The 20139-nt window shown below is 69.8% G+C and carries 19 protein-coding genes; 6 read left to right on the forward strand and 13 right to left on the reverse strand.

Features of this window, described 5'->3' with window-relative positions; translation table 11 throughout:
* Window positions 1-197 precede the first annotated feature (197 nt).
* From DSC45_RS08350 to DSC45_RS08365, 4 genes are read left to right on the forward strand one after another with little or no spacing between them, the layout of a single operon-like run.
* Window positions 198-1127 (forward strand): ABC transporter ATP-binding protein, encoded by a 930-nt coding sequence (locus tag DSC45_RS08350; protein WP_119289199.1) that lies wholly within the window; start codon window positions 198-200, stop codon window positions 1125-1127.
* A complete protein-coding gene (locus DSC45_RS08355; protein ID WP_119288673.1) occupies window positions 1124-1966 on the forward strand; it encodes an ABC transporter permease in 843 nt (280 codons plus the stop codon). Before DSC45_RS08350 ends, DSC45_RS08355 begins: the two co-directional genes overlap by 4 nt.
* Window positions 1963-3183, forward strand: coding sequence for a sensor histidine kinase (locus DSC45_RS08360; RefSeq protein ID WP_119288675.1), 1221 nt, complete (start codon window positions 1963-1965; stop codon window positions 3181-3183). Before DSC45_RS08355 ends, DSC45_RS08360 begins: the two co-directional genes overlap by 4 nt.
* The gene (locus tag DSC45_RS08365) at window positions 3180-3800 is read left to right on the forward strand and encodes a response regulator (RefSeq protein WP_119288677.1); all 621 of its coding nucleotides are present in this window, start codon (window positions 3180-3182) and stop codon (window positions 3798-3800) included. Before DSC45_RS08360 ends, DSC45_RS08365 begins: the two co-directional genes overlap by 4 nt.
* A 55-nt stretch (window positions 3801-3855) precedes the next feature.
* Here DSC45_RS08365 and hisS read toward each other — a convergent pair whose 3' ends face one another.
* Together hisS and DSC45_RS08375 are read right to left on the reverse strand one after the other, a co-directional pair.
* Window positions 3856-5118 carry a histidine--tRNA ligase gene (hisS, locus tag DSC45_RS08370; protein WP_119288678.1) on the reverse strand — a complete coding sequence of 421 codons (1263 nt, stop codon included), beginning with the start codon at window positions 5116-5118 and terminating at the stop codon, window positions 3856-3858.
* 13 nt (window positions 5119-5131) lie between these two features.
* Window positions 5132-5839 (reverse strand): MBL fold metallo-hydrolase, encoded by a 708-nt coding sequence (locus DSC45_RS08375; RefSeq protein WP_119288680.1) that lies wholly within the window; start codon window positions 5837-5839, stop codon window positions 5132-5134.
* A 163-nt stretch (window positions 5840-6002) separates the two neighbouring features.
* Between DSC45_RS08375 and DSC45_RS08380 the strand changes: the two genes are divergently transcribed.
* On the forward strand, window positions 6003-6767 hold the full coding sequence (locus DSC45_RS08380; RefSeq protein WP_119288682.1) for a peptidylprolyl isomerase: 765 nt from the start codon (window positions 6003-6005) through the stop codon (window positions 6765-6767).
* Between the two features lie 148 nt (window positions 6768-6915).
* Window positions 6916-8145, forward strand: coding sequence for a DUF349 domain-containing protein (locus DSC45_RS08385; RefSeq protein WP_119288683.1), 1230 nt, complete (start codon window positions 6916-6918; stop codon window positions 8143-8145).
* An 80-nt stretch (window positions 8146-8225) separates the two neighbouring features.
* Here DSC45_RS08385 and DSC45_RS08390 read toward each other — a convergent pair whose 3' ends face one another.
* From DSC45_RS08390 to pdxS, 11 genes are all read right to left on the reverse strand, one after another.
* On the reverse strand, window positions 8226-10724 hold the full coding sequence (locus tag DSC45_RS08390; RefSeq protein ID WP_119288685.1) for a RelA/SpoT family protein: 2499 nt from the start codon (window positions 10722-10724) through the stop codon (window positions 8226-8228).
* A gap of 200 nt (window positions 10725-10924) precedes the next feature.
* Window positions 10925-11464, reverse strand: a complete 540-nt coding sequence (locus tag DSC45_RS08395; RefSeq protein ID WP_119288686.1) for an adenine phosphoribosyltransferase — start codon at window positions 11462-11464, stop codon at window positions 10925-10927.
* Entirely contained in the window at window positions 11461-12606 is a 1146-nt protein-coding gene (secF, locus tag DSC45_RS08400; protein ID WP_119288688.1) for a protein translocase subunit SecF, read from the reverse strand. The genes DSC45_RS08395 and secF overlap by 4 nt, the downstream gene beginning before the upstream one ends.
* A gap of 1 nt (window position 12607) precedes the next feature.
* Complete coding sequence (secD, locus tag DSC45_RS08405) at window positions 12608-14359, reverse strand: protein translocase subunit SecD (RefSeq protein WP_119288690.1); 1752 nt, start codon at window positions 14357-14359, stop codon at window positions 12608-12610.
* 187 nt (window positions 14360-14546) lie between these two features.
* Window positions 14547-15008 carry a preprotein translocase subunit YajC gene (gene yajC / locus DSC45_RS08410; protein ID WP_119288691.1) on the reverse strand — a complete coding sequence of 154 codons (462 nt, stop codon included), beginning with the start codon at window positions 15006-15008 and terminating at the stop codon, window positions 14547-14549.
* 167 nt (window positions 15009-15175) lie between these two features.
* The gene (gene ruvB / locus DSC45_RS08415; RefSeq protein WP_119288693.1) at window positions 15176-16261 is read right to left on the reverse strand and encodes a Holliday junction branch migration DNA helicase RuvB; all 1086 of its coding nucleotides are present in this window, start codon (window positions 16259-16261) and stop codon (window positions 15176-15178) included.
* 61 nt (window positions 16262-16322) lie between these two features.
* Window positions 16323-16934, reverse strand: coding sequence for a Holliday junction branch migration protein RuvA (gene ruvA, locus DSC45_RS08420; protein WP_119288695.1), 612 nt, complete (start codon window positions 16932-16934; stop codon window positions 16323-16325).
* Complete coding sequence (gene ruvC, locus DSC45_RS08425) at window positions 16931-17485, reverse strand: crossover junction endodeoxyribonuclease RuvC (RefSeq protein WP_119288697.1); 555 nt, start codon at window positions 17483-17485, stop codon at window positions 16931-16933. Before ruvC ends, ruvA begins: the two co-directional genes overlap by 4 nt.
* 167 nt (window positions 17486-17652) lie before the next feature.
* Complete coding sequence (locus DSC45_RS08430) at window positions 17653-18405, reverse strand: YebC/PmpR family DNA-binding transcriptional regulator (protein WP_119288698.1); 753 nt, start codon at window positions 18403-18405, stop codon at window positions 17653-17655.
* Window positions 18406-18481: 76 nt separating this feature from the next.
* Window positions 18482-19114 (reverse strand): pyridoxal 5'-phosphate synthase glutaminase subunit PdxT, encoded by a 633-nt coding sequence (pdxT, locus tag DSC45_RS08435; RefSeq protein ID WP_119289201.1) that lies wholly within the window; start codon window positions 19112-19114, stop codon window positions 18482-18484.
* Window positions 19114-20040, reverse strand: coding sequence for a pyridoxal 5'-phosphate synthase lyase subunit PdxS (pdxS, locus tag DSC45_RS08440; RefSeq protein ID WP_119288700.1), 927 nt, complete (start codon window positions 20038-20040; stop codon window positions 19114-19116). The genes pdxT and pdxS overlap by 1 nt, the downstream gene beginning before the upstream one ends.
* Window positions 20041-20139 lie beyond the last annotated feature (99 nt).

Raw genomic sequence — 20139 nt, forward strand, 5'->3', positions numbered from 1 at the left:
GTACCAGCGCTGGAGTGCGAGCCGTTCTTCGCCGTCGTGTTGCCCATCACGCCATTCCGTCGGTCGGTCGTGGCCCTTCAGGGGCCCTGCGGAAAGGCTCATTGTGCCGCACGAGCCTGTGTGTCCACCGGTCGGTGGACGTCACCGTGTACGGCCGGTGGGCCCGGTACCGGCGGACCGGGGCCAGGCTCTCGGGCATGACAGCTCTGGCACGGGACACAGCGGCGGCTGCCGTCGAGGTGCGCGGTCTGCGCAAGCGGTACGGGGACGTCACGGCCGTCGACGGGATCGACCTGCGGGTGCGCCGCGGCGAGGTCTTCGGGCTGCTCGGACCGAACGGCGCGGGCAAGAGCACCACCGTCGAGATCCTGCAGGGCCACCGCACCGCCGACGAGGGCGAGGTGCGGGTTCTCGGGCGTGATCCCGCCTCCGGGGGCCGGGCTCTGCGGTCGCGGGTCGGCATCGTATGGCAGGACGAATCGGCTCCGGCGGAGCTGACCGTACGGGAGACCGTCCGGCACTTCGCGGGGTACTACCCGCGGCCCCGCGATCCCCAGCAGGTGATCGACCGGGTGGGGCTGACCGCGAAAGCCGATGCCCGGGTCAAGGGGCTGTCCGGAGGTCAGCGGCGTCGGCTCGACGTGGCGCTCGGCATCGTCGGCGGACCCGAGCTCCTGCTCCTCGACGAGCCGACGACCGGCTTCGACCCGGCGGCGCGGCGGCAGTTCTGGGATCTGATCCGTTCGCTCGCGGACGACGGCACCACGATCGTGCTCACGACGCACTATCTGGAAGAGGCCGAGCAGCTCGCCCATCGCCTCGCGGTGGTCTGCGACGGGCGGGTTGCCGCCGAGGGCACTCCCGCCGAACTCAGGCGCAGCCACGGGGAGTTCGCCACCGTCGAGTGGACCGATACCGACGGCCGCACCCGCCGCGAGCGGACGGTCACTCCCACCCGGACGGTCACCGAACTCACCCGGCGCTTCGCCGGCGAGATCCCGGGGCTCAAAATCAGCCGCCCCAGCCTCGAGGACGTGTACCTGCTTCTGACGGGACAGCTCGGGGACCGAACGACGGATCAATCGGCAGGACGCGACGGCGCAGCAGTACAGGAGGGCAGGCGATGACCACCACCGGCAGCGAGCGGTCGACGCCGCGCGACGCCGCGGCTCGACCCGGCGCCTGGACGCTCGGCCTGTCCCGGGGCGCGATCGAGCTGAAGCAGTTCTTCCGCCAGCGCGACCAGGTCGTCTTCACCTTCTCGTTCCCTGTCGTACTGCTCCTGCTGTTCGCGTCCATTTTCCGTAACGACGTGGCGGGCGCGGGCATCACTGCGTCGCAGCTCTACGTACCGGCCATGATCGCCGCGGGCATCATGTCCACCAGCTTCCAGTCGCTCGGCATCTCGATCGCCATCGAACGGGACGAGAAGGTCCTGCGCCGGCTGCGCGGGACCCCGATGCCGCCGGCCTCGTACTTCCTCGGCAAGGTCTGGCTGGTCCTGGTGACGGGACTGCTCGAGACGGTGATCCTGCTCGTGGTCGGAGTGGCGGTGTACGACGTCGAACTGCCCACCGGCGGCGGCTGGTTCACTCTCGCGTGGATCTTCGTGCTCGGGCTCACCGGCTGCGCGATGCTCGGTATCGCGATCAGCAGTCTGCCGTCGTCCGGACGCAGTGCGTCCTCGGTGGTGATCCTGCCGTTCCTGGTCCTGCAGTTCATCTCGGGCGTCTACATCGCCATCGACACCATCCCGGACTGGATGCTGAACATCGGCGCGCTCTTCCCGCTGAAGTGGATGTGCCAGGGGCTGCGTGGAGTGTTCCTGCCGGAGTCGGCGAAGGTGCTCGAGCAGGCCGGCGACTGGGAGTTCGGCAGGGTCGCCCTGGTGCTCGCCGCCTGGTGCGCCGGAGGATTGGTGCTGTGCATGCTGACCTTCCGGTGGAAGAACCGGCGCGACGGATGACCCCTGCCACAGGTGCCCGCTCCCCTGACGTGTGGGAAGGCACCTTCCGGCTGTGGGACGGGTACTTCGCGGTGGTGTGGGCGGCGACCCTGGTGTTCGTGCTCGGCACCGGCGATCCCGGCCAGGGCGTACGCCTTACCACCGCGGGACTGCTCGGGCTGCTGCTGCCGCTCTATCTCCTCCTCGGGCGTCGGGTGCTCATCGAGGACGGGGCGGACGTAGGGCGGGCGCGGACATACATGACGCTCGCGATCCTGCTCTTCCTGCCGGCCGGGACGCTGATGGGCGAGACCCGCCTGATGGCGTTCGCGCTGGTGCCGCAGTGCTACATGGCGCTGCGGCGGGCGGCGGCGCAGATCTCCGTGACGGTGGTGAACATCGTCCCGGTGGCGGGCTGGGCGCTGCTGTGGCCGGTCTCCGGACAGGACGTCTTCTACAACCTGGTCTTCGCGCTCGTGACCCTGGTGTTCTCGGTGGCCATGGGGCACTGGATCATCGGCATCATCGAGCAGAGCGAGGAACGGGCCGTCCTGATCCGGGAGTTGGAGGCCAGCCGCGGCGAGGTTTCCCGGCTCTCCGCCGCGCACGGCGCTCTCGCGGAACGGGAGCGGATGTCCCGCGAGATCCACGACACCCTCGCTCAGGGCTTCACCAGCGTTCTGATGCTGGCGCAGGTGCTCGACGGCGAGCTCGAGAGTGACGTACCAGCAGCGCGACGCCATCTCGCGATGCTCACCCGGACCGCCCGGCAGAATCTCGACGAGGCCCGGAACCTGGTGGCGGACGGCGGCCCCGCGGATCTGCGCGGCGCCTCCCTGCCGGACGCGCTGCGCCGGCTCGCCGCCCGGCACAGCTCCCCCGCGACGGTGGACGTGCGCGGCCAGGCCGCTCCGCTGCCACCCGGGATCGAGGTGGTCGCACTGCGCGCCTGCCAGGAGGCGCTGGCCAATACCCGTAAGCACGCGGGCGAAGGAGTCTCGGTGGCCATCCGTCTGTCGTACGTGGAGCGGGAGTTGCGCGTCGACGTCACCGACGACGGGTACGGATTCGCCCCGGTCGCGCCGCGCGACGGCTACGGTCTGTCGGGGCTGCGGGCCCGGGCCGCCGAGGTGGGCGGGGTCGCGGAAATCGACAGCGCTCCTGGTTCCGGCACGCGGCTCAGCGTCCGGCTTCCCCTGCCCAGCACCCAGCCCGTCCCGCCGAGGAGCATCCGGTGATCCGCGTCATCCTGGCCGACGACCATCCCGTCGTACGTGAGGGTCTGAGCGCCATGCTCGGCGCGGAGGCGGACATACAGGTGGTCGCCGAGGCCTCCAACGGGCCGCAGGCCGAGGCCCTGGCCGCCGAACTCCGGCCGGACATCGTCCTGATGGACCTGCGGATGCCGCGCGGAAACGGTGTCGACTCGATCGAGCGGATGGTGGCCGCGGGGCTGTCCTGCCGCGTCATCGTGCTGACCACGTACGAGAGCGACGGCGACATCCTGCGGGCGGTGGAGGCGGGGGCGGCCGGCTATCTGCTCAAGGATCTGGCCCGCGGCGAACTGGCCGACGCGGTACGCGCGGCTGCCCGCGGCGAGACGGTGCTCGCGCCGTCGGTGGCGTCGCGCCTGGTGGACCAATTGCGCACCCGGCCCGAGCGGCCCCGGCTCTCGGACCGCGAGACGGCGGTGCTGCAGCTGGTCGCCGAGGGCTGCACCAATGCCGAGATCGGCCGGCGCCTGTACATCGGTGAGTCCACGGTGAAGACGTATCTGCTGCGAGTCTTCGGGAAGCTCGGCGTGGACGACCGCACGGCCGCGGTGACCACCGCGATGCGACACGGATTGCTGTGAGACGCGCAGGGGGCCCACCGGTAGTCGGTGGGCCCCCTGGCTGAACGCGGGTGAATCAGCCGAGCCGCGCCCGCAGTTCGTCGGCCACGGACGCCAGCGGGACGGCGTTCTGCTCGCCGGACTCCATGTCCTTGACCTGGACGACGCCCTCGGCCAGGTCACGCTCACCGGCCACGAGCGTGTACCGGGCACCCGAGCGGTTGGCGCTCTTCATCGCCGACTTCAGGCCGCGGCCGCCGAACGCGAAGTCCGCCGCGATTCCGGCCTTGCGCAGTCCGGTGACCACGGAGAACAGCGTCCGCCGGGCCTCCTCGCCGAGCGGGACGGCGAACACGCTGGTGGTGGCGGGCAGATCGAGCGTCACGCCCTCCGCCTCGAGGGCGAGCACCGTACGGTCCACGCCGAGTGCCCAGCCGACCGAAGGCAGTGCGGGACCGCCGATCATCTCGGACAGGCCGTCGTAGCGACCGCCGCCGCCGACCGCGGACTGCGAACCGAGGCCGTCGTGCACGAACTCGAAGGTGGTGCGGGTGTAGTAGTCGAGCCCGCGGACCAGCTTCGGGTCGTCCTCGTAGACCACACCGGCGACCGTGAGCAGCTCACGGACCTCCTCGTGGTACGCCTTGCAGGCGTCGCACAGGTAGTCGCGCAGCGCCGGGGCGCCGACGAGCTGCTTCTGTACGTCCGGGCGCTTGTCGTCGAGCACGCGCAGCGGGTTGATCTCGATCCGGCGGCGGGTCTCGTCGTCCAGGTCGAGGGCACGCAGGAAGGTCTGCAGCGCGTCCCGGTAGACGGGCCTGCACTCCTTGTCGCCCAGGGAGTTGAGCAGGATGCGGAAGTTCCTGAGGCCCAGGCTGCGGTACGCCTGGTCCGCCAGGATGATCAACTCGGCGTCGAGCACCGGGTCCTCGGCACCGATCGCCTCGGCGCCGACCTGCGAGAAGTGGCGGTAACGGCCCTTCTGCGGGCGCTCGTAGCGGTAGTACGAGCCCGAGTACCAGAGCTTGACCGGCAGGTTCCCGGCCTTGTGCAGGTTGGCCTCGAGCGCGGCGCGCAGTACCGAGGCGGTGCCCTCGGGGCGCAGCGCCAGCTTGTCGCCGCCCTTGGTCTCGAAGGCGTACATCTCCTTGGAGACGATGTCGGTGGACTCGCCGACACCGCGGGCGAACAGCTCGACGTTCTCGAATCCGGGCGTCTCGACGTAGCCGTAGCCGGAGTTCTTGAGCGGTTCGGAGATCGCGTCACGGACCGCCAGGTAGGTGGCGCTGTCCGGCGGGATCAGGTCGTAGGTGCCCTTGGGGGCCTGGAAAGTACTCACGGGGAAACTCTCGTCACATTCCTCGTCGAGGAGCCTGGCCGGCTCCCTGGCCGGCGGCCACCTGCCGCAGATACGGGTTGGTGGCGCGCTCCTGGCCGATGGTGGTCTGGGGACCGTGTCCGGACAGGACGACGGTCGAATCGTCGAGCGGCAGGCACACGCGGCCGAGCGACTCGAGGATGTCCTCGTGCGAGCCGCCGGGCAGGTCGGTGCGTCCGATGGAGCCGGCGAACAGCAGGTCGCCCGAGAAGAAGACTGGAGGTACGTCCGTGGTCTCGGGCATCCGGAAGGTCACCGACCCCTTCGTATGGCCGGGGGCGTGTGCGACGTTGAAGTCGAGGCCGGCCAGGCTCAGCTGCGAGCCGTCGGCCAGTTCCCGTACGTCGTCCGGCTCGCCGACGGTCAGCTCGCCCATCAGCGGCATCCCGATCGCGCGACCGATCCCCTTCTCCGGGTCGCTCATCATGTAGCGGTCGTCGGGGTGGATCCAGGCCGGCACGTCGTGCGCGCCGCAGACCGGCACCACGGAGGCGACGTGATCGATGTGTCCGTGCGTGAGGACGACCGCGACAGGCTTGAGCCGATGCTTCTGGAGTGCTTCCGCGACGCCTTCGGTGGCCTGGTGGCCAGGGTCGATGATCACGCACTCCTCACCGGCGGCGGGGGCGACCAGATAACAATTGGTCCCCCAGGCCCCGGCGGGGAACCCGGCAATGAGCACGATCGTCCTTCATTCGGTCCGGCGGGAGATTGCAGCAGATCAGAGCCTACCGGCGAGGCTCGGCTCACAGCCAACGCCTATACGGTACGGGCAGACCGGCCGAGAGCGCCGGATACATGGAATACAGGGTCGGCGGGCCCGAGAGACCTACAAGGAGCACCGGGTGGTCAGCACCGAGCAGCGGCGGCGGCAGCTCGCCAAGGAGAAGTTGATGCGCCAGCAGCAGCGGCGGGAGGCCGCCCGGCGCAAGTCGCAGCGCAGGATCGCGGTGATCTCCAGCGCGGTGGCCGTCGTACTGCTCGCCGGAGCGGCGGCCGCGGCCACGGGCGCGTTCAGCAGCGACGACGCGAAGGACGACGCTGCCTCCACTCCCACCCCGGAGCAGTCGACGGAGCCGAAACTGACCGTCGACAAGAAGGCCACGTACACGATGCGCCTCGAGACGAACCGCGGTGACGTCTCGATCGCGATGGACGCGGCCAAGACCCCGCGCACGACGAACTCCTTCAAGCACCTCGCCGACAAGAAGTTCTTCGACGGTACGAAGTGCCACCGGCTCACCACCGAGGGCATCCGCGTACTGCAGTGCGGCGACCCGAAGGGCACCGGCGAGGGCGGCCCGGGCTACAACATCCCGGACGAGAACCTGAAATCGCTCGGCAAGGCAGGCAAGGACGGCAGCGTCACGTACCCGGCCGGCACCGTCGCCATGGCCAACACCGGCCAGCCGGACAGCGGCGGCAGCCAGTTCTTCCTGGTGTACGCGGATTCGCCGCTGCCGCCCTCGTACACCCCGTTCGGGACGATGGACAAGGCCGGTCTGAAGGCCGTCGAAGAGGTGGCGAAGGGCGGGGTCTCCGGAGGCGGGGGTGACGGTGCGCCGAAGAAGGCCGTCACCATCGAAAAGGCGACAGTCAAGAAGGATTGATTGCCTCGTGCTGGATGCGGACAGCTCCCCCGCTCGTCGCCTATGTTGGCGTATGGCAGGGCGCGCCGTGGGCCGGCGGCCCTGAAGAAACTGTGGACGATGCCGCGGGGGCCGAGGCTCTACGCAGGCATCATGTGGAGGAGGCGCTGTGAGCAGCGACCCGTGGGGCCGCGTCGACGAGACGGGCACCGTGTACGTGCGTACCGCCGACGGAGAGCGAGTCGTCGGCTCGTGGCAGGCAGGCTCGCCCGATGAGGCCCTTGCCTACTTCAAGCGCAAGTACGAGGGCCTGGTCGTCGAGATCGGCCTCCTCGAGCGCCGGGTACAGACGACGGACCTGTCGGCGAAGGACGCCACGACCGCGATCGACCACCTGCGTCAGCAGGTCGACGACGCGCACGCGGTCGGCGATCTGGACGCCCTGTCCAAGCGGCTCGACAAGCTGGTGGAGAAGGTCGACGCCCGCCGCGAGGAGCGCAAGGCCGAGAAGGCCAAGCAGACCGACGAGGCGAAGCACGCCAAGGAGGCTCTGGTCGCCGAGGCCGAGGAGCTGGCCCAGAGCGAGCAGTGGCGGGTCGCGGGCGAGCGGCTTCGCGCCCTGGTGGACACCTGGAAGGGTCTGCCGCGCCTGGACCGCAAGTCGGACGACGAGCTGTGGCACCGCTTCTCGCACGCCCGCTCGGCGTTCTCCAAGCGGCGCAAGGCGCACTTCGCCTCGCTCGACGCGCAGCGCGAGGAGGCCAGGCAGGCCAAGGAGAAGCTGGTCTCCGAGGCCGAGTCACTGTCGAACTCGACGGACTGGGGCCCCACCGCAGCCCGTTACCGCGACCTGATGTCGCAGTGGAAGGCGGCGGGCCGCGCCCAGCGCGAGCACGAGGACGACCTGTGGAACCGCTTCCGCGGCGCCCAGGACATCTTCTTCACCGCGCGCAGCGCCGTCTTCGCCGAGCGCGACGCCGAGCAGGCGGAGAACCTGAAGCTGAAGGAGGAGCTGGCCGGGGAGGCCGAGAAGCTCCTGCCGATCACCGACCTCAAGGCGGCCCGCGCCGCCTTCCGCTCGATCAACGAGCGCTGGGAGGCCATCGGTCACGTACCGCGCGACGCACGGCCCAAGGTCGAGGGGCGGATGCAGACGGTGGAGCGCGCCCTGCAGGACACCGAGGAGACCGAGTGGCGGCGTACGAACCCGGAGGCGCGGGCCCGTGCCGCCGGGCTCACGGGCCAGCTGCAGGACGCGGTCGACAAGCTGCGCGGCCAGGTCGACGCCGCGCGCTCGGCCGGTAACGACGCGAAGGCCGACAAGCTGCAGCGTGAGCTGGACGGTCGGCAGGCGCTCCTCGACCAGGCGCTCAAGGGCCTGGAGGAATTCGGGGGCTGAGCCCCGGAAGCGTAGGCGCGAGGCGGCCCCCGGCGATCATGCCGGGGGCCGCCTCATGTCTGCTGCTGCGGCCGTCCGCGTCAGGGACGGCGTGCGGAGGTCACCCGGTACACGTCGTAGACGCCTTCCACGCCGCGGACCGCCTTGAGGACGTGGCCGAGGTGCTTCGGGTCGCCCATCTCGAAGGTGAAGCGCGAGGTGGCGACCCGGTCGCGGGATGTCTGGACCGCTGCCGACAGGATGTTCACGTGCTGGTCGGACAGGACACGGGTGACGTCCGAGAGCAGCCGGGAGCGGTCGAGCGCTTCCACCTGGATGGCGACCAGGAAGACGGACGACTGGGTGGGTGCCCACTCGACCTCGAGCATCCGCTCGGGTTCCTTGGACAACGAGTCGACGTTGACGCAGTCGGCGCGGTGCACCGAGACGCCGCTGCCGCGGGTCACGAACCCGATGATGGGGTCGCCGGGCACCGGGGTGCAGCAGCGGGCCAGCTTGACCCAGACGTCCTCGACGCCCTTGACCACCACGCCCGGGTCCGCGTTCGCCCGGCGTTTGCTGCGGCGGGGCGGTGAGGTCTCCGCGATGTCCTCGTTGGCCGCGTCCTCGCCGCCCATGCCCTGGACGAGCTTCTGCACCACGTTCTGCGCGGCCACGTGGCCCTCGCCGATCGCCGCGTAGAGCGAGGAGATGTCGGGGTAGCGCATCTCGTGGGCCTGGGTGACCAGGGCGTCGCCGGTGAGGATGCGCTGGATCGGCAGATTCTGCTTGCGCATGGCGCGGACGATGGCGTCCTTGCCCTGCTCGATCGCCTCGTCCCGGCGCTCCTTGGAGAACCAGCCACGGATCTTGTTGCGCGCCCGGGGCGACTTGACGAAGCCGAGCCAGTCCCTGGACGGGCCCGCGCCGGACGCCTTGGACGTGAAGACCTCCACCAAGTCGCCGTTGTCCAGGGTGGATTCGAGGGGAACGAGGCGGCCGTTGACGCGTGCGCCGATGGTGCGGTGGCCGACTTCGGTGTGCACGGCGTAGGCGAAGTCGACGGGTGTGGCGCCCGCGGGCAGCGCTATCACGTCGCCCTTGGGCGTGAAGACGAAGACCTCATTGCGCGAGAGGTCGAAGCGCAGGGACTCCAGGAACTCGCCGGGGTCCTCGGTCTCCTTCTGCCAGTCGAGGAGCTGGCGCAGCCACGCCATGTCGTTGACGGCGGCTGCGTCCTTGCCGACCTTGCCGGCCGGTCCCTTGGGCACATCTGTGCGCACCTTGGAGGCACCGGCGACCGCCTCCTGCTTGTACTTCCAGTGCGCGGCGATGCCGTACTCGGCACGGCGGTGCATGTCGAAGGTGCGGATCTGCAGTTCGACGGGCTTGCCGTTGGGTCCGATCACCGTGGTGTGCAGTGACTGGTACATGTTGAACTTCGGCATCGCGATGTAGTCCTTGAACCGGCCGGGAACCGGATTCCATCGCGCGTGCACGGTGCCGAGTGCGGCGTAGCAGTCCCGGACGGTGTCGACCAGGACGCGGATACCCACCAGGTCGTAGATCTCCGCGAAGTCCCGGCCGCGGACGATCATCTTCTGGTAGACGCTGTAATAGTGCTTCGGGCGGCCGGTGACGGTGGCCTTGATGCGGGCGGCCCGCAGGTCCGCCTGGACCTCGTCGGTCACTATGGCCAGGTACTCGTCACGCTTGGGGGCGCGCTCGGCGACGAGGCGGACGATCTCGTCGTACATCTTCGGGTAGAGGATCGCGAAGGCGAGGTCCTCGAGCTCCCACTTGATGGTGTTCATGCCCAGGCGGTGGGCGAGCGGAGCATAGATCTCGAGGGTCTCGCGGGCCTTCTTCTCCTGCTTCTCCCGCTTGAGATAGCGCATGGTGCGCATGTTGTGCAGGCGGTCGGCGAGCTTGATCACCAGGACACGGGGGTCCTTGGCCATCGCGACGACCATCTTGCGTACGGTCTCGGCCTGCGCGGCCTCGCCGAACTTGACCTTGTCCAGCTTGGTGACGCCGTCGACGAGCAGGGCGACCTGGTCGCCGAAGTCGCGCCGCAGGGCGTCGAGGCCGTACTCGGTGTCCTCCACGGTGTCGTGCAGCAGGCCGGCCATCAGCGTCGCCGGGTCCATGCCGAGCTCGGCGAGGATCGTGGTGACGGCGAGCGGATGCGTGATGTACGGGTCGCCGCTCTTGCGCTTCTGGCCGCGGTGCCAGCGCTCGGCGACCTGGTAGGCGCGCTCGATCTGCCGCAGCGTGGCGGTCTCGATCTTCGGGTCGTTGCTGCGCACTATCCGCAGGAGCGGCTCGAGTACCGGGTTGTACGGATTGGAGCGCTGGACGCCGAGGCGGGCGAGCCGGGCGCGCACGCGGTTCGACGAGCCGGAGCGCGGCTGGCCGGTGCTGCCTGAGCGCGTGGCGGGCGTGGCCGGTGGTGTCCGATCGACGGGCGGCGTGGCCCGGGGCTTCGCCGCCGGGTCGCTCTTCTCGGGCGTGGCAGCGGGCGCCGCAGGCTTGGCCTCGGCCGGTTTGTCGGCCTCCGGCTTCGCAGCGGCGGTGGGCTGTCGGGCCTCGTCTGGCAAGAGCGCTCCTCATGCAGGGTCCGGCCCCCCGTTTCAGGTCCGGACTGCCATGGTAGCGAGGGACGACGCTTCGCTCGCGTCCGCTCCGCACTCCCCGGCCCCGAGGCGGCCGCGGGGCCGTGCGAAGAAGGGCTCGGGCGGGGACGAAGAAGCGGGCGACCCGGGATCCCGGATCGCCCGCTCCGGCCGCTGAGAACGGCCTACAAGGTGAGGATCGCCTCCAGCGGTGCCCCGTCAAGGCTGGGCTCGACCCGCTGCCGGCCACCGAGGAAGGAGAGCTCCATCAGTACCCCGACTCCCGCGACCTGGGCCCCCGCACGCCGGATCAGCTGCACGGAGGCCTCCGCGGTACCGCCGGTGGCCAGGACGTCGTCGATGACCATCACACGGTCGTCGGGCGCCAGGTCCTCGGCGTGCACCTCGATCTCGGCCCGCCCGTACTCCAGCTCGTACGCCTGCGCCAGGGTGGCTCCGGGCAGCTTGCCCGCCTTGCGTACGGGGATGAAGCCGACGCCGGAGCGGACGGCCACCGGGGCCGCGAGGATGAAGCCGCGGGCCTCGAGACCCACGATCTTCGTCGCCCGGTAGGCCGTGCACAGCTCGGCCAGCGACTCGGTGAGTGCCGTGAAGGCCGTCGGGTCCGCCAGGAGCGGGGTGATGTCCTTGAACATCACGCCCGGCTCCGGGTAGTCGGGCACGTCCCTGATGCGGCTCCGCAGAAGCTCGGCGACCTCGGTCATCGGCGCTTCCCCGAGGGACGGCCGCGGCCGCGGTTACGGGACGTCGGCTGGCTGCGACGCTGGCCCGCCACGGCCCCGGCGGGGGTTGCGTCGTCCTGCGGCTCCTCGTCCTCCTCGTACTCGGAGCCCGCGGTGTCCGCCGGGTCGTCGCCCTCGCGGGAGTCGTCCTTGGCGGCGGCCGCGGCCCGCTTGGCGAGCACGCGCTTCTTGAGGGCCTTCATCGACGGCTCGGTCTCCTTGAGATCGGCGACCAGCGGCGTGGCGATGAAGATCGAGGAGTACGCACCGGCTGCGAGGCCGACGAAGAGCGACAGCGAGATGTCGTTCAGCATGCCGGCACCGAGGACACCGCCGCCGATGAACAGCAGGCCGGCGACCGGAAGCAGGGCGACGACCGTGGTGTTGATCGACCGCACCAGGGTGCTGTTGATCGAGCGGTTGGCGATCTCGCTGTACGTCCAGCGGGTCTGCTTCGTGGCTCCCTTCGACTGCTCCTTGAGGGAGTCGAAGACGACGACCGTGTCGTAGAGCGAGTAACCGAGGATCGTGAGGAGACCCATGACCGTACCGACGGTGACCTCGAAGCCCACCAGGGCGTAGATGCCGACCGTGATGGTGATGTCGTGGATCAGTGCGACCAGGGCCGCCACCGCCATGCGCCACTCGAAGGCGATGGCCAGGTAGACCACCACCAGGGCCATGAAGACGCCGAGCCCGAGCCACGCCTTGTTGGCGATCTGCTTGCCCCAACTGGGGCCGACCAGTTCGGCGTTGACGTCCGCCGCGCGGACGTCGAGGTCATCGGCGAGGTCGGCCTTGATGGCGTCCGACTTCGCGGTGTCCACGCCGCTGACCTGGATGCGCATCCCGCCGTTGCCCAGTTCCTGGACGACGGCCTCGTGGCCGGAGGCCTTCTCCGCGGACTCCTGGACGTGCGCGACGGACGCGCTGGTCTTCGGCGTCGTGAAGACGGCGCCGCCCTTGAACTCGATGCCCATCTGCAGGCCCTGCACCGCCAGGGCCACGGCGGCCGTGATGGTGATCAGGATGGAGACGCCGTACCAGAGCTTCCGCTTGCCGATGAAGTCGTAGCCGATATCGCCGCGGTAGAGCCGGGCGCCGAGGTTGCCGAGTTTCGACATCTCACGCCTCCTTCGGGTCGACGGGGGCGGCGGCACGGCGTCCGCGGCGTAGCGGGGGCTTGGCACCGAGTCGTTTCGGATCGAGACCGGACCAGGGGTGGCCCTGGGCGAAGAACTTGCGCCGGGCCATCATCGTCAGCAGCGGCTTGGTGAAGAGGAAGACCACCACGACATCGAGCAGCGTGGTCAGTCCGAGAGTGAACGCGAAGCCCTGCACCTTGCCGACCGTGACCGCGAACAGCACGGCTGCGGCGAGGAACGACACGAAGTCGGCGACCAGGATGGTGCGCCGTGCGCGCGGCCAGGCACGCTCGACCGCGGGCTGGAGCGAGCGGCCCTCGCGGACCTCGTCTCTCACGCGTTCGAAGTACACGATGAACGAGTCGGCGGTGATACCGATGGCGACGATGGCACCGCAGACGGCCGGCAGGTTCAGTGCGAAACCGATCGCCGGGCCGAGCAGCGCCATCAATGTGAACGTCAGGATGGCGGAGGCCAGCAGGCTGAGCAGTGCGATGAACGCGAGCCCGCGGTAGTAGACCACCAGGTAGATGATGACGAGGGCGAGGCCGATGGCGCCCGCGATCAGGCCGGCCTCCAGCTGGTCGCCGCCGAGCGCCGCGGTCACCGTGGTGACGCTCTGCTCCTGGAAGGAGAGAGGCAGGGCGCCGTACGACAGGATGTTGGCGAGCTCCTGGGAGGACTCCTGGGTGAAGCTGCCGGAGATCTGTGCGTTGCTGCTCAGGGTCGTCTGCACGCTCGGAGCGGAGACGACCTCGCCGTCGAGCACGATGCCGAACTGGTTCATCGGCGGCTGCTGGCTCTTCAGCTTGCTGGTGATCTTCGAGAAGGCGTCAGCGCCCTTGTCGCTGAACTCCATCGTGACGATCCACTGACCGGAGCGCTCGTCGATCACGGCCTTGGCGTCGTCGACCTCTTTGCCGTCGACCTCCGACGGACCGAGGATGTACTTCTCCCACTGGCCCTGGCTGTTCTTGCCGCAGCCGACCATCGCATCGGTCGGCTTGACGCCCTCGGCGGCCTTCACCCGCTGGTTCTGCTTGGTGCAGTCGAGCGCCTGGAACTTCGCCTGCAGCTTCTGCGTCGCCGGGTCCGGGGGCGGAGTGGTCTCGGGGGCGCCGGAAGGCTGCTTGGAGCCGGACGGATTCGGCTTCGGGGTGGGGTCGTCCTTCAGGCCGTCGGTGAGGGCACGGCCCTGCGGCGAGGCGCCGTCGGAGGGGGCTGTCGCCTTCTCGTCGTCCTTGGCGCCGCCCTTGTCCTTGCCGTCGCCGGCCTCGGGAGCGCCGGGCTTCTGACCACCGCTCGCCTCGGGGTCGGGTGTCGGGGCACCCGGGGCGACGGTGAGCACGGGGCGGAAGTAGAGCTGAGCGGTCGTACCGACCTGCTCGCGAGCCTGCTTCTCGTCGGTGCCCCGGGGGATGTTGACGATGATGTTGCGGTCGCCCTGGGTCTGGACCTCGGCCTCGGAGACACCGAGGCCGTTGACACGGCGCTCGATGATGCCGACGGCCGTGTTCATGTTCGTCGGGTTGATCGCGTTTTCAGCGCCCGGCTGGTTCTTCGCCTCGAGCGTGATGCTCGTGCCGCCCGCGAGGTCGATGCCCAGGCGCGGCGTGGTGTGCCCGGAGATGAACATTCCTCCGGTGAGCGCCACCATGGCGATCAAGATCAGAGCCAGCGGGCGCCACGGCTTGCTTTGGCTCTGCCCCCGGCCCTTCTTCGGTGCTGCCACCTTGTCGTTTCTCCCTGTCCAACCGCCCGGAACCCCGTTGCGATGTGGGCGGCCATGAAGTGGTCTCGGGAACCCGCCGAGCCCGCGCGTCCCGGTACCTCGCGGTACCCGTGGGACTCGCGGAACCCGGGGAAGCTCTCACGGCAGAGGGACCGCGGGCAGGTGACGCCGCGGCCCTCGGTCGTGGTTACTTCGCGTCGGACTCGCCGTCGGTCTTCTTCGGCTGGGCATCGCCCGCGGCGTCGGCGTCATCGTCGGCCCCGTCCTTCTTGACCATGTCGATGCGCTCGTCGTCGACGTCGCCCTCGCCCGCCTCGGTCAGGGAGGAGGCGTCGTCGGGCACGGCCGGAGTGTCCTCGTCGGCCTCGACACCGTGCACGATGCGGTTGTACTCCGCGTCGTCCAGGACCGCGCCGACCGAGTTCTTCGCGTAGACCGCGTGGACGCCCGGGGCCACCTCCAGAAGGACCGTGTCCTGGCTGACCTCCTTGACGGTGGCGTACATGCCCCCGATCGTGCGGACGCCGGTGCCGGGCTGCATGTCGTCGCGCATCCGCGCGGCCGCCTGCTGCTTCTTCTTGGCAGAGCGGGTCATCAGGAACATGGCCCCGATGAGCACGATGAAGGGGAGGAGAGTCACGATATTCACGGGACGGAGTTTCCTTCGCACGACCGCGCAAGAGGTGAGCGGCCAGTTGGATGGGGGTGGACAAGCCACCCGCAAGGGCGGCATCGGCGGAGTCTAGGCGAGTCCGCGCCTATGGAACAACGCTCAGCATGGCACCGGGGTTCCTCCCCCGGCCAGGTTCCTCGCCGTCACGCCCCGAACAGGTCCCCTTGTCCTGTTGTGCCGGTTCCGCGTGCCTGCGGCGGTACGAGCCCGAGGTGCGCCCATGCAGCGGGAGTCGCGACCCGTCCCCGCGGTGTCCGGGCGAGCAGCCCCTCGCGTACGAGGAAGGGCTCGGCCACCTCCTCGACCGTCTCCCGCTCCTCGCCGACCGCGACCGACAGCGTCGACAGGCCGACCGGCCCGCCACCGAACAGCTTGAGCAGGGCTTCGAGGACCGACCTGTCGAGCCGGTCGAGGCCGCGCTCGTCCACCTCGTAGACCGCGAGGGCCTTGGCCGCGATCTCCCGGGTGACGATGCCGTCCGCCTTGACCTGGGCGTAGTCGCGGACGCGGCGCAGCAGACGGTTGGCGATACGGGGCGTGCCGCGGGAGCGTCCGGAGATCTCGGACGCGCCGTCGGCACCGATCGTCACGTCGAGCAGGTGGGCGGAGCGGTCGATCACCAGTTGCAGCTCGGCCGGTTCGTAGAACTCCATGTGTGCGGTGAAGCCGAAACGGTCGCGCAGCGGGGGCGGCAGCAGTCCGGCCCGGGTGGTCGCGCCGACCAGGGTGAACGGCGGCAGCTCGAGCGGGATCGCGGTGGCCCCGGGCCCCTTGCCGACGATGACGTCGACGCGGAAGTCCTCCATGGCCATGTAGAGCATCTCCTCGGCCGGCCTGGACATCCGGTGAATCTCGTCGAGGAAGAGCACCTCGCCCTCCTGGAGCGAGGAAAGGATGGCCGCCAGATCTCCCGCGTGCTGGATGGCGGGGCCGCTGGTGATGCGGATCGGGGCGCCCATCTCGGCCGCGATGATCATCGACAGAGTGGTCTTGCCGAGGCCGGGGGCGCCGGAGAGCAGGACGTGGTCGGCGGTGGCGCCACGCGCACGTGCCGCGCGGAGCATCAGGTCCAACTGCTCCCTGACCTTCTCCTGCCCGATGAACTCCTGCAGGTCCTTGGGCCTGAGGGCCGCCTCGACGGCCTGGTCGTCGCCCGCGGCGGACGCGCCGACGAGTCGCTCGCCCGCTTCGGCGGCGGGCGTCTCGTCGGTCGTGTCGTCCCAGTTCATGAGGTGTGCCTCGCGTCTGTCTCGGGTGGGGCGGTCGTGCTGCGGCGGCCGGACCTACCGGTCAGCGGGCCTTGTTCAGGGTCTGCAGTGCGGACTTGAGGAGCCGGCCCACCTCGGGGGTACCGCCCTCGGCCTCGGCCTGCGGGGTCACGGCCGCGACCGCCTCGTCCGCCTCGCGGGTCGCGTAGCCGAGTCCGATCAGGGCGGCGTGCAGCTGGTCGCGCCAGGACGCGGTGACGGGAGATCCGACGGCGGGGGCGGCGCTGCCGACCGGTGCGCCGAGGCGGTCCTTGAACTCGAGGAGCAGCTTCTGCGCGCCCTTCTTGCCGATGCCGGGAACGGCGGTCAGCGCCTTCTCGTCCCCGGTGGCGACCGCTCTGCGCAGGGCGTCCGGGGAGTGCACGGCGAGCATCGCCTGGGCGAGTCGGGGGCCTACACCGCTCGCGGTCTGCAGCAGTTCGAAGATCTGCCGCTCGTCGTCGTCCGCGAATCCGTAGAGGGTGAGCGAGTCCTCCCGTACGACGAGGGAGGTGGCCAGTTTGGCGGCCTGGCCCATACGCAGGGTCGAGAGGGTGTCGGGGGTGCACTGGACGGCCATGCCGATCCCGCCGACCTCGATGACGGCCGAGTCCGGGGCGAGGGCCGCGACCGGGCCGCTGACGAACGCGATCATCGCGTGACCTTCCGTACGGGTGCGGTGGGCTGGCTCTGGCGGCGGGCCGCGGCGTGCGCCTGCTGCAGGCGGTTGACCGCGGGGGCACGCCAGATGTGGCAGATGGCGAGGGCGAGGGCGTCCGCCGCGTCGGCCGGCTTGGGCGGGGCGGCGAGCCGGAGCACCCGGGTCACCATGGCTCCCACCTGCGCCTTGTCGGCCCGGCCGCTGCCGGTGACGGCGGCTTTGACCTCGCTCGGGGTGTGCAGGGCGACGGGCAGGCCGCGGCGGGCAGCGCAGAGCATCGCGACGGCGCTGGCCTGGGCGGTGCCCATCACCGTGCGGACGTTGTGCTGGCTGAAGACGCGCTCCACCGCGACGTATCCCGGACGGTGGGTGTCCAGCCACTCCTCGATGCCCTGCTCGATCGCGACCAAGCGCTGTGCCGTGTCGAGGTCGGCCGAAGTGCGTACGACGCCGACGTCGATCATCGTCAGGGGGCGCCCCGCGGTGCCCTCGACGACGCCCACACCGCACCTGGTCAGGCCGGGGTCCACGCCGAGCACCCGCATCCCGCACCGCCCCCTTCGCCTTCGTTCATGTGTTTGTGCAGGCTATCGGCTCGCACTGACAACCACGGGGAAAGCGGAGGGCCGACGGGGTGTGTCCCCGTCGGCCCTCGTGCTCGCCGTCGGCCTGCCCCACAGGGCGCCGGACCCTCGGTCGGCGCTCGCCCGTGTCAGGCGTCGACCTTCTCCATGACCTCGTCGGAGACGTCGAAGTTGGCGAAGACGTTCTGCACGTCGTCGCTGTCCTCCAGGACGTCGATGAGCTTGAAGATCTTGCGGGCGCCGTCCTCGTCCAGCTCGACCTGCATGGTCGGCACGAAGTTCGCCTCGGCCGAGTCATAGTCGATACCGGCCTCCTGCAGGGCGGTGCGGACCGCGACCAGGTCGGTGGCCTCGCTGAGCACCTCGAAGGACTCACCGAGGTCGTTGACCTCCTCGGCGCCCGCGTCCAGGACCGCGCCGAGCACGTCGTCCTCGGACAGCTCCGCCTTGGGGACGATCACCACGCCCTTGCGGTTGAACAGGTACGAGACCGAGCCCGGGTCGGCCATCGATCCGCCGTTGCGCGTCATCGCGACGCGGACGTCGGAGGCGGCACGGTTGCGGTTGTCGGTCAGGCACTCGATGAGCACCGCGACGCCGTTCGGTCCGTAGCCCTCGTACATGATCGTCTCGTACTCGGCGCCGCCGGCCTCGAGGCCTGCGCCCCGCTTGACCGCGGAGTCGATGTTCTTGTTCGGGACGGACTGCTTCTTCGCCTTCTGGATGGCGTCGTACAGCGTGGGGTTGCCTTCGATGTCGGCACCGCCCATACGCGCCGCGACCTCGATGTTCTTGATCAGCTTCGCGAAGAGTTTGCCGCGTTTGGCATCAATCACGGCCTTCTTGTGCTTCGTCGTGGCCCATTTAGAGTGGCCGGACATCTGCCTGTCTCCTTCGCGTAACCAATCTCCGTACGAACGCCAGAGATCCTACCGGGATCCGGTGACTGCCCGAGCCTCAGACCGCCCGGGCCTGCTCAGGCGAACGTCCCTCGGCCATCCACTCGCGGACCATTCGGACAAAGTACGCATGGACCCGGTGGTCGCCGGTCAGCTCGGGATGGAACGAGGTCGCGAGCGCGGCACCCTGGCGGACGGCGACGATGTGGCCGTCGTACTCGGCGAGTACTTCGGTGTCCGGGCCGGCCGACTCGACCCAGGGGGCGCGGATGAAGACGCCGTCGACCGGGCCGCCGTCGATACCGGTGAATTCGACGGCCGCCTCGAAGGACTCGTTCTGCCGGCCGAAGGCATTGCGCCGCACGATCATGTCGATGCCGCCGAAGGTCTCCTGTCCGGAGCGGGGATCGAGGATCTTCTCGGCGAGCATGATCAGGCCCGCGCACGTCCCGTAGACCGGCATTCCGACCTGCACGCGCGCGCGGAGGGGCTCCAGAAGGCCGAAGAGGGCGGCCAGTTTGGAGATCGTGGTGGATTCACCGCCGGGTACGACGAGGGCGTCCACTGCCGCCAGTTCGCCGGGCCGGCGCACGGTGGTGGTCCGTGCGCCGGCCGCGGTGAGAGCCGCCAGATGTTCGCGTACGTCGCCCTGCAGGGCGAGGACGCCGATCAGCGGGGAGCCTACGGTCATCACCATCCCCGGTTCGCGTAGCGCTCGTTGTCGGGGAGGGTGTCGCAGTTGATGCCCACCATGGCCTCGCCGAGGTCGCGGGAGGCATCGGCGATCACGGCCGGGTCGTCGTAGAACGTGGTGGCGCGGACGATGGCCGCGGCGCGCTTGGCGGGGTCGCCGGACTTGAAGATGCCGGAGCCGACGAAGACGCCCTCGGCGCCCAGCTGCCGCATCAGGGCGGCGTCGGCGGGGGTGGCCACACCGCCTGCGGAGAACAGCACGACGGGCAGCTTGCCGAGCTCAGCGGCCTCCTTGACCAGCTCGTAGGGGGCGCGCAGATCCTTGGCGGCGGCGTACAGCTCGTGGTTGTCGTAGCCGCGCAGGCGGGCGATCTCGTTCTTGATCTGGCGCAGGTGACGGACCGCCTCGACGACGTTGCCGGTGCCGGCCTCGCCCTTGGAGCGGATCATGGCGGCGCCCTCGGCGATGCGGCGCAGCGCCTCGCCCAGGTTGGTGGCGCCGCAGACGAACGGCGTGGTGAAGGCGAACTTGTCGCTGTGGTTGACCTCGTCGGCCGGGGTCAGCACCTCGGACTCGTCGATGTAGTCGACGCCGAGGGACTGCAGGACCTGCGCCTCGACGAAGTGTCCGATCCGGGACTTGGCCATCACCGGGATGGAGACCGCGCCGATGATGCCCTCGATCATGTCCGGGTCGGACATCCGGGCGACACCGCCGTCCTTGCGGATGTCGGCCGGGACCCGCTCGAGGGCCATCACGGCGACCGCGCCGGCGTCCTCGGCGATCTTGGCCTGCTCGGGCGTGACGACGTCCATGATCACGCCGCCCTTGAGCTGCTCGGCCATCCCGCGCTTCACGCGCGCGGTGCCGGTGGTGGCGGATTCGGCGGCCGAAGGAGAGCTGGACGATGGCGTGCTGGACACGGGAGACCTCGCTGGGGAGAAGTGAATCGCTACACCCCGGAGCCAACCCGCAGAGACCAGTCCACAACAAGGGCCAATGGTGAGGCCGTGGCTCATTCT

This window comes from Streptomyces sp. YIM 130001, assembly GCF_003574445.1.
GTDB lineage: Bacteria > Actinomycetota > Actinomycetes > Streptomycetales > Streptomycetaceae > Streptomyces.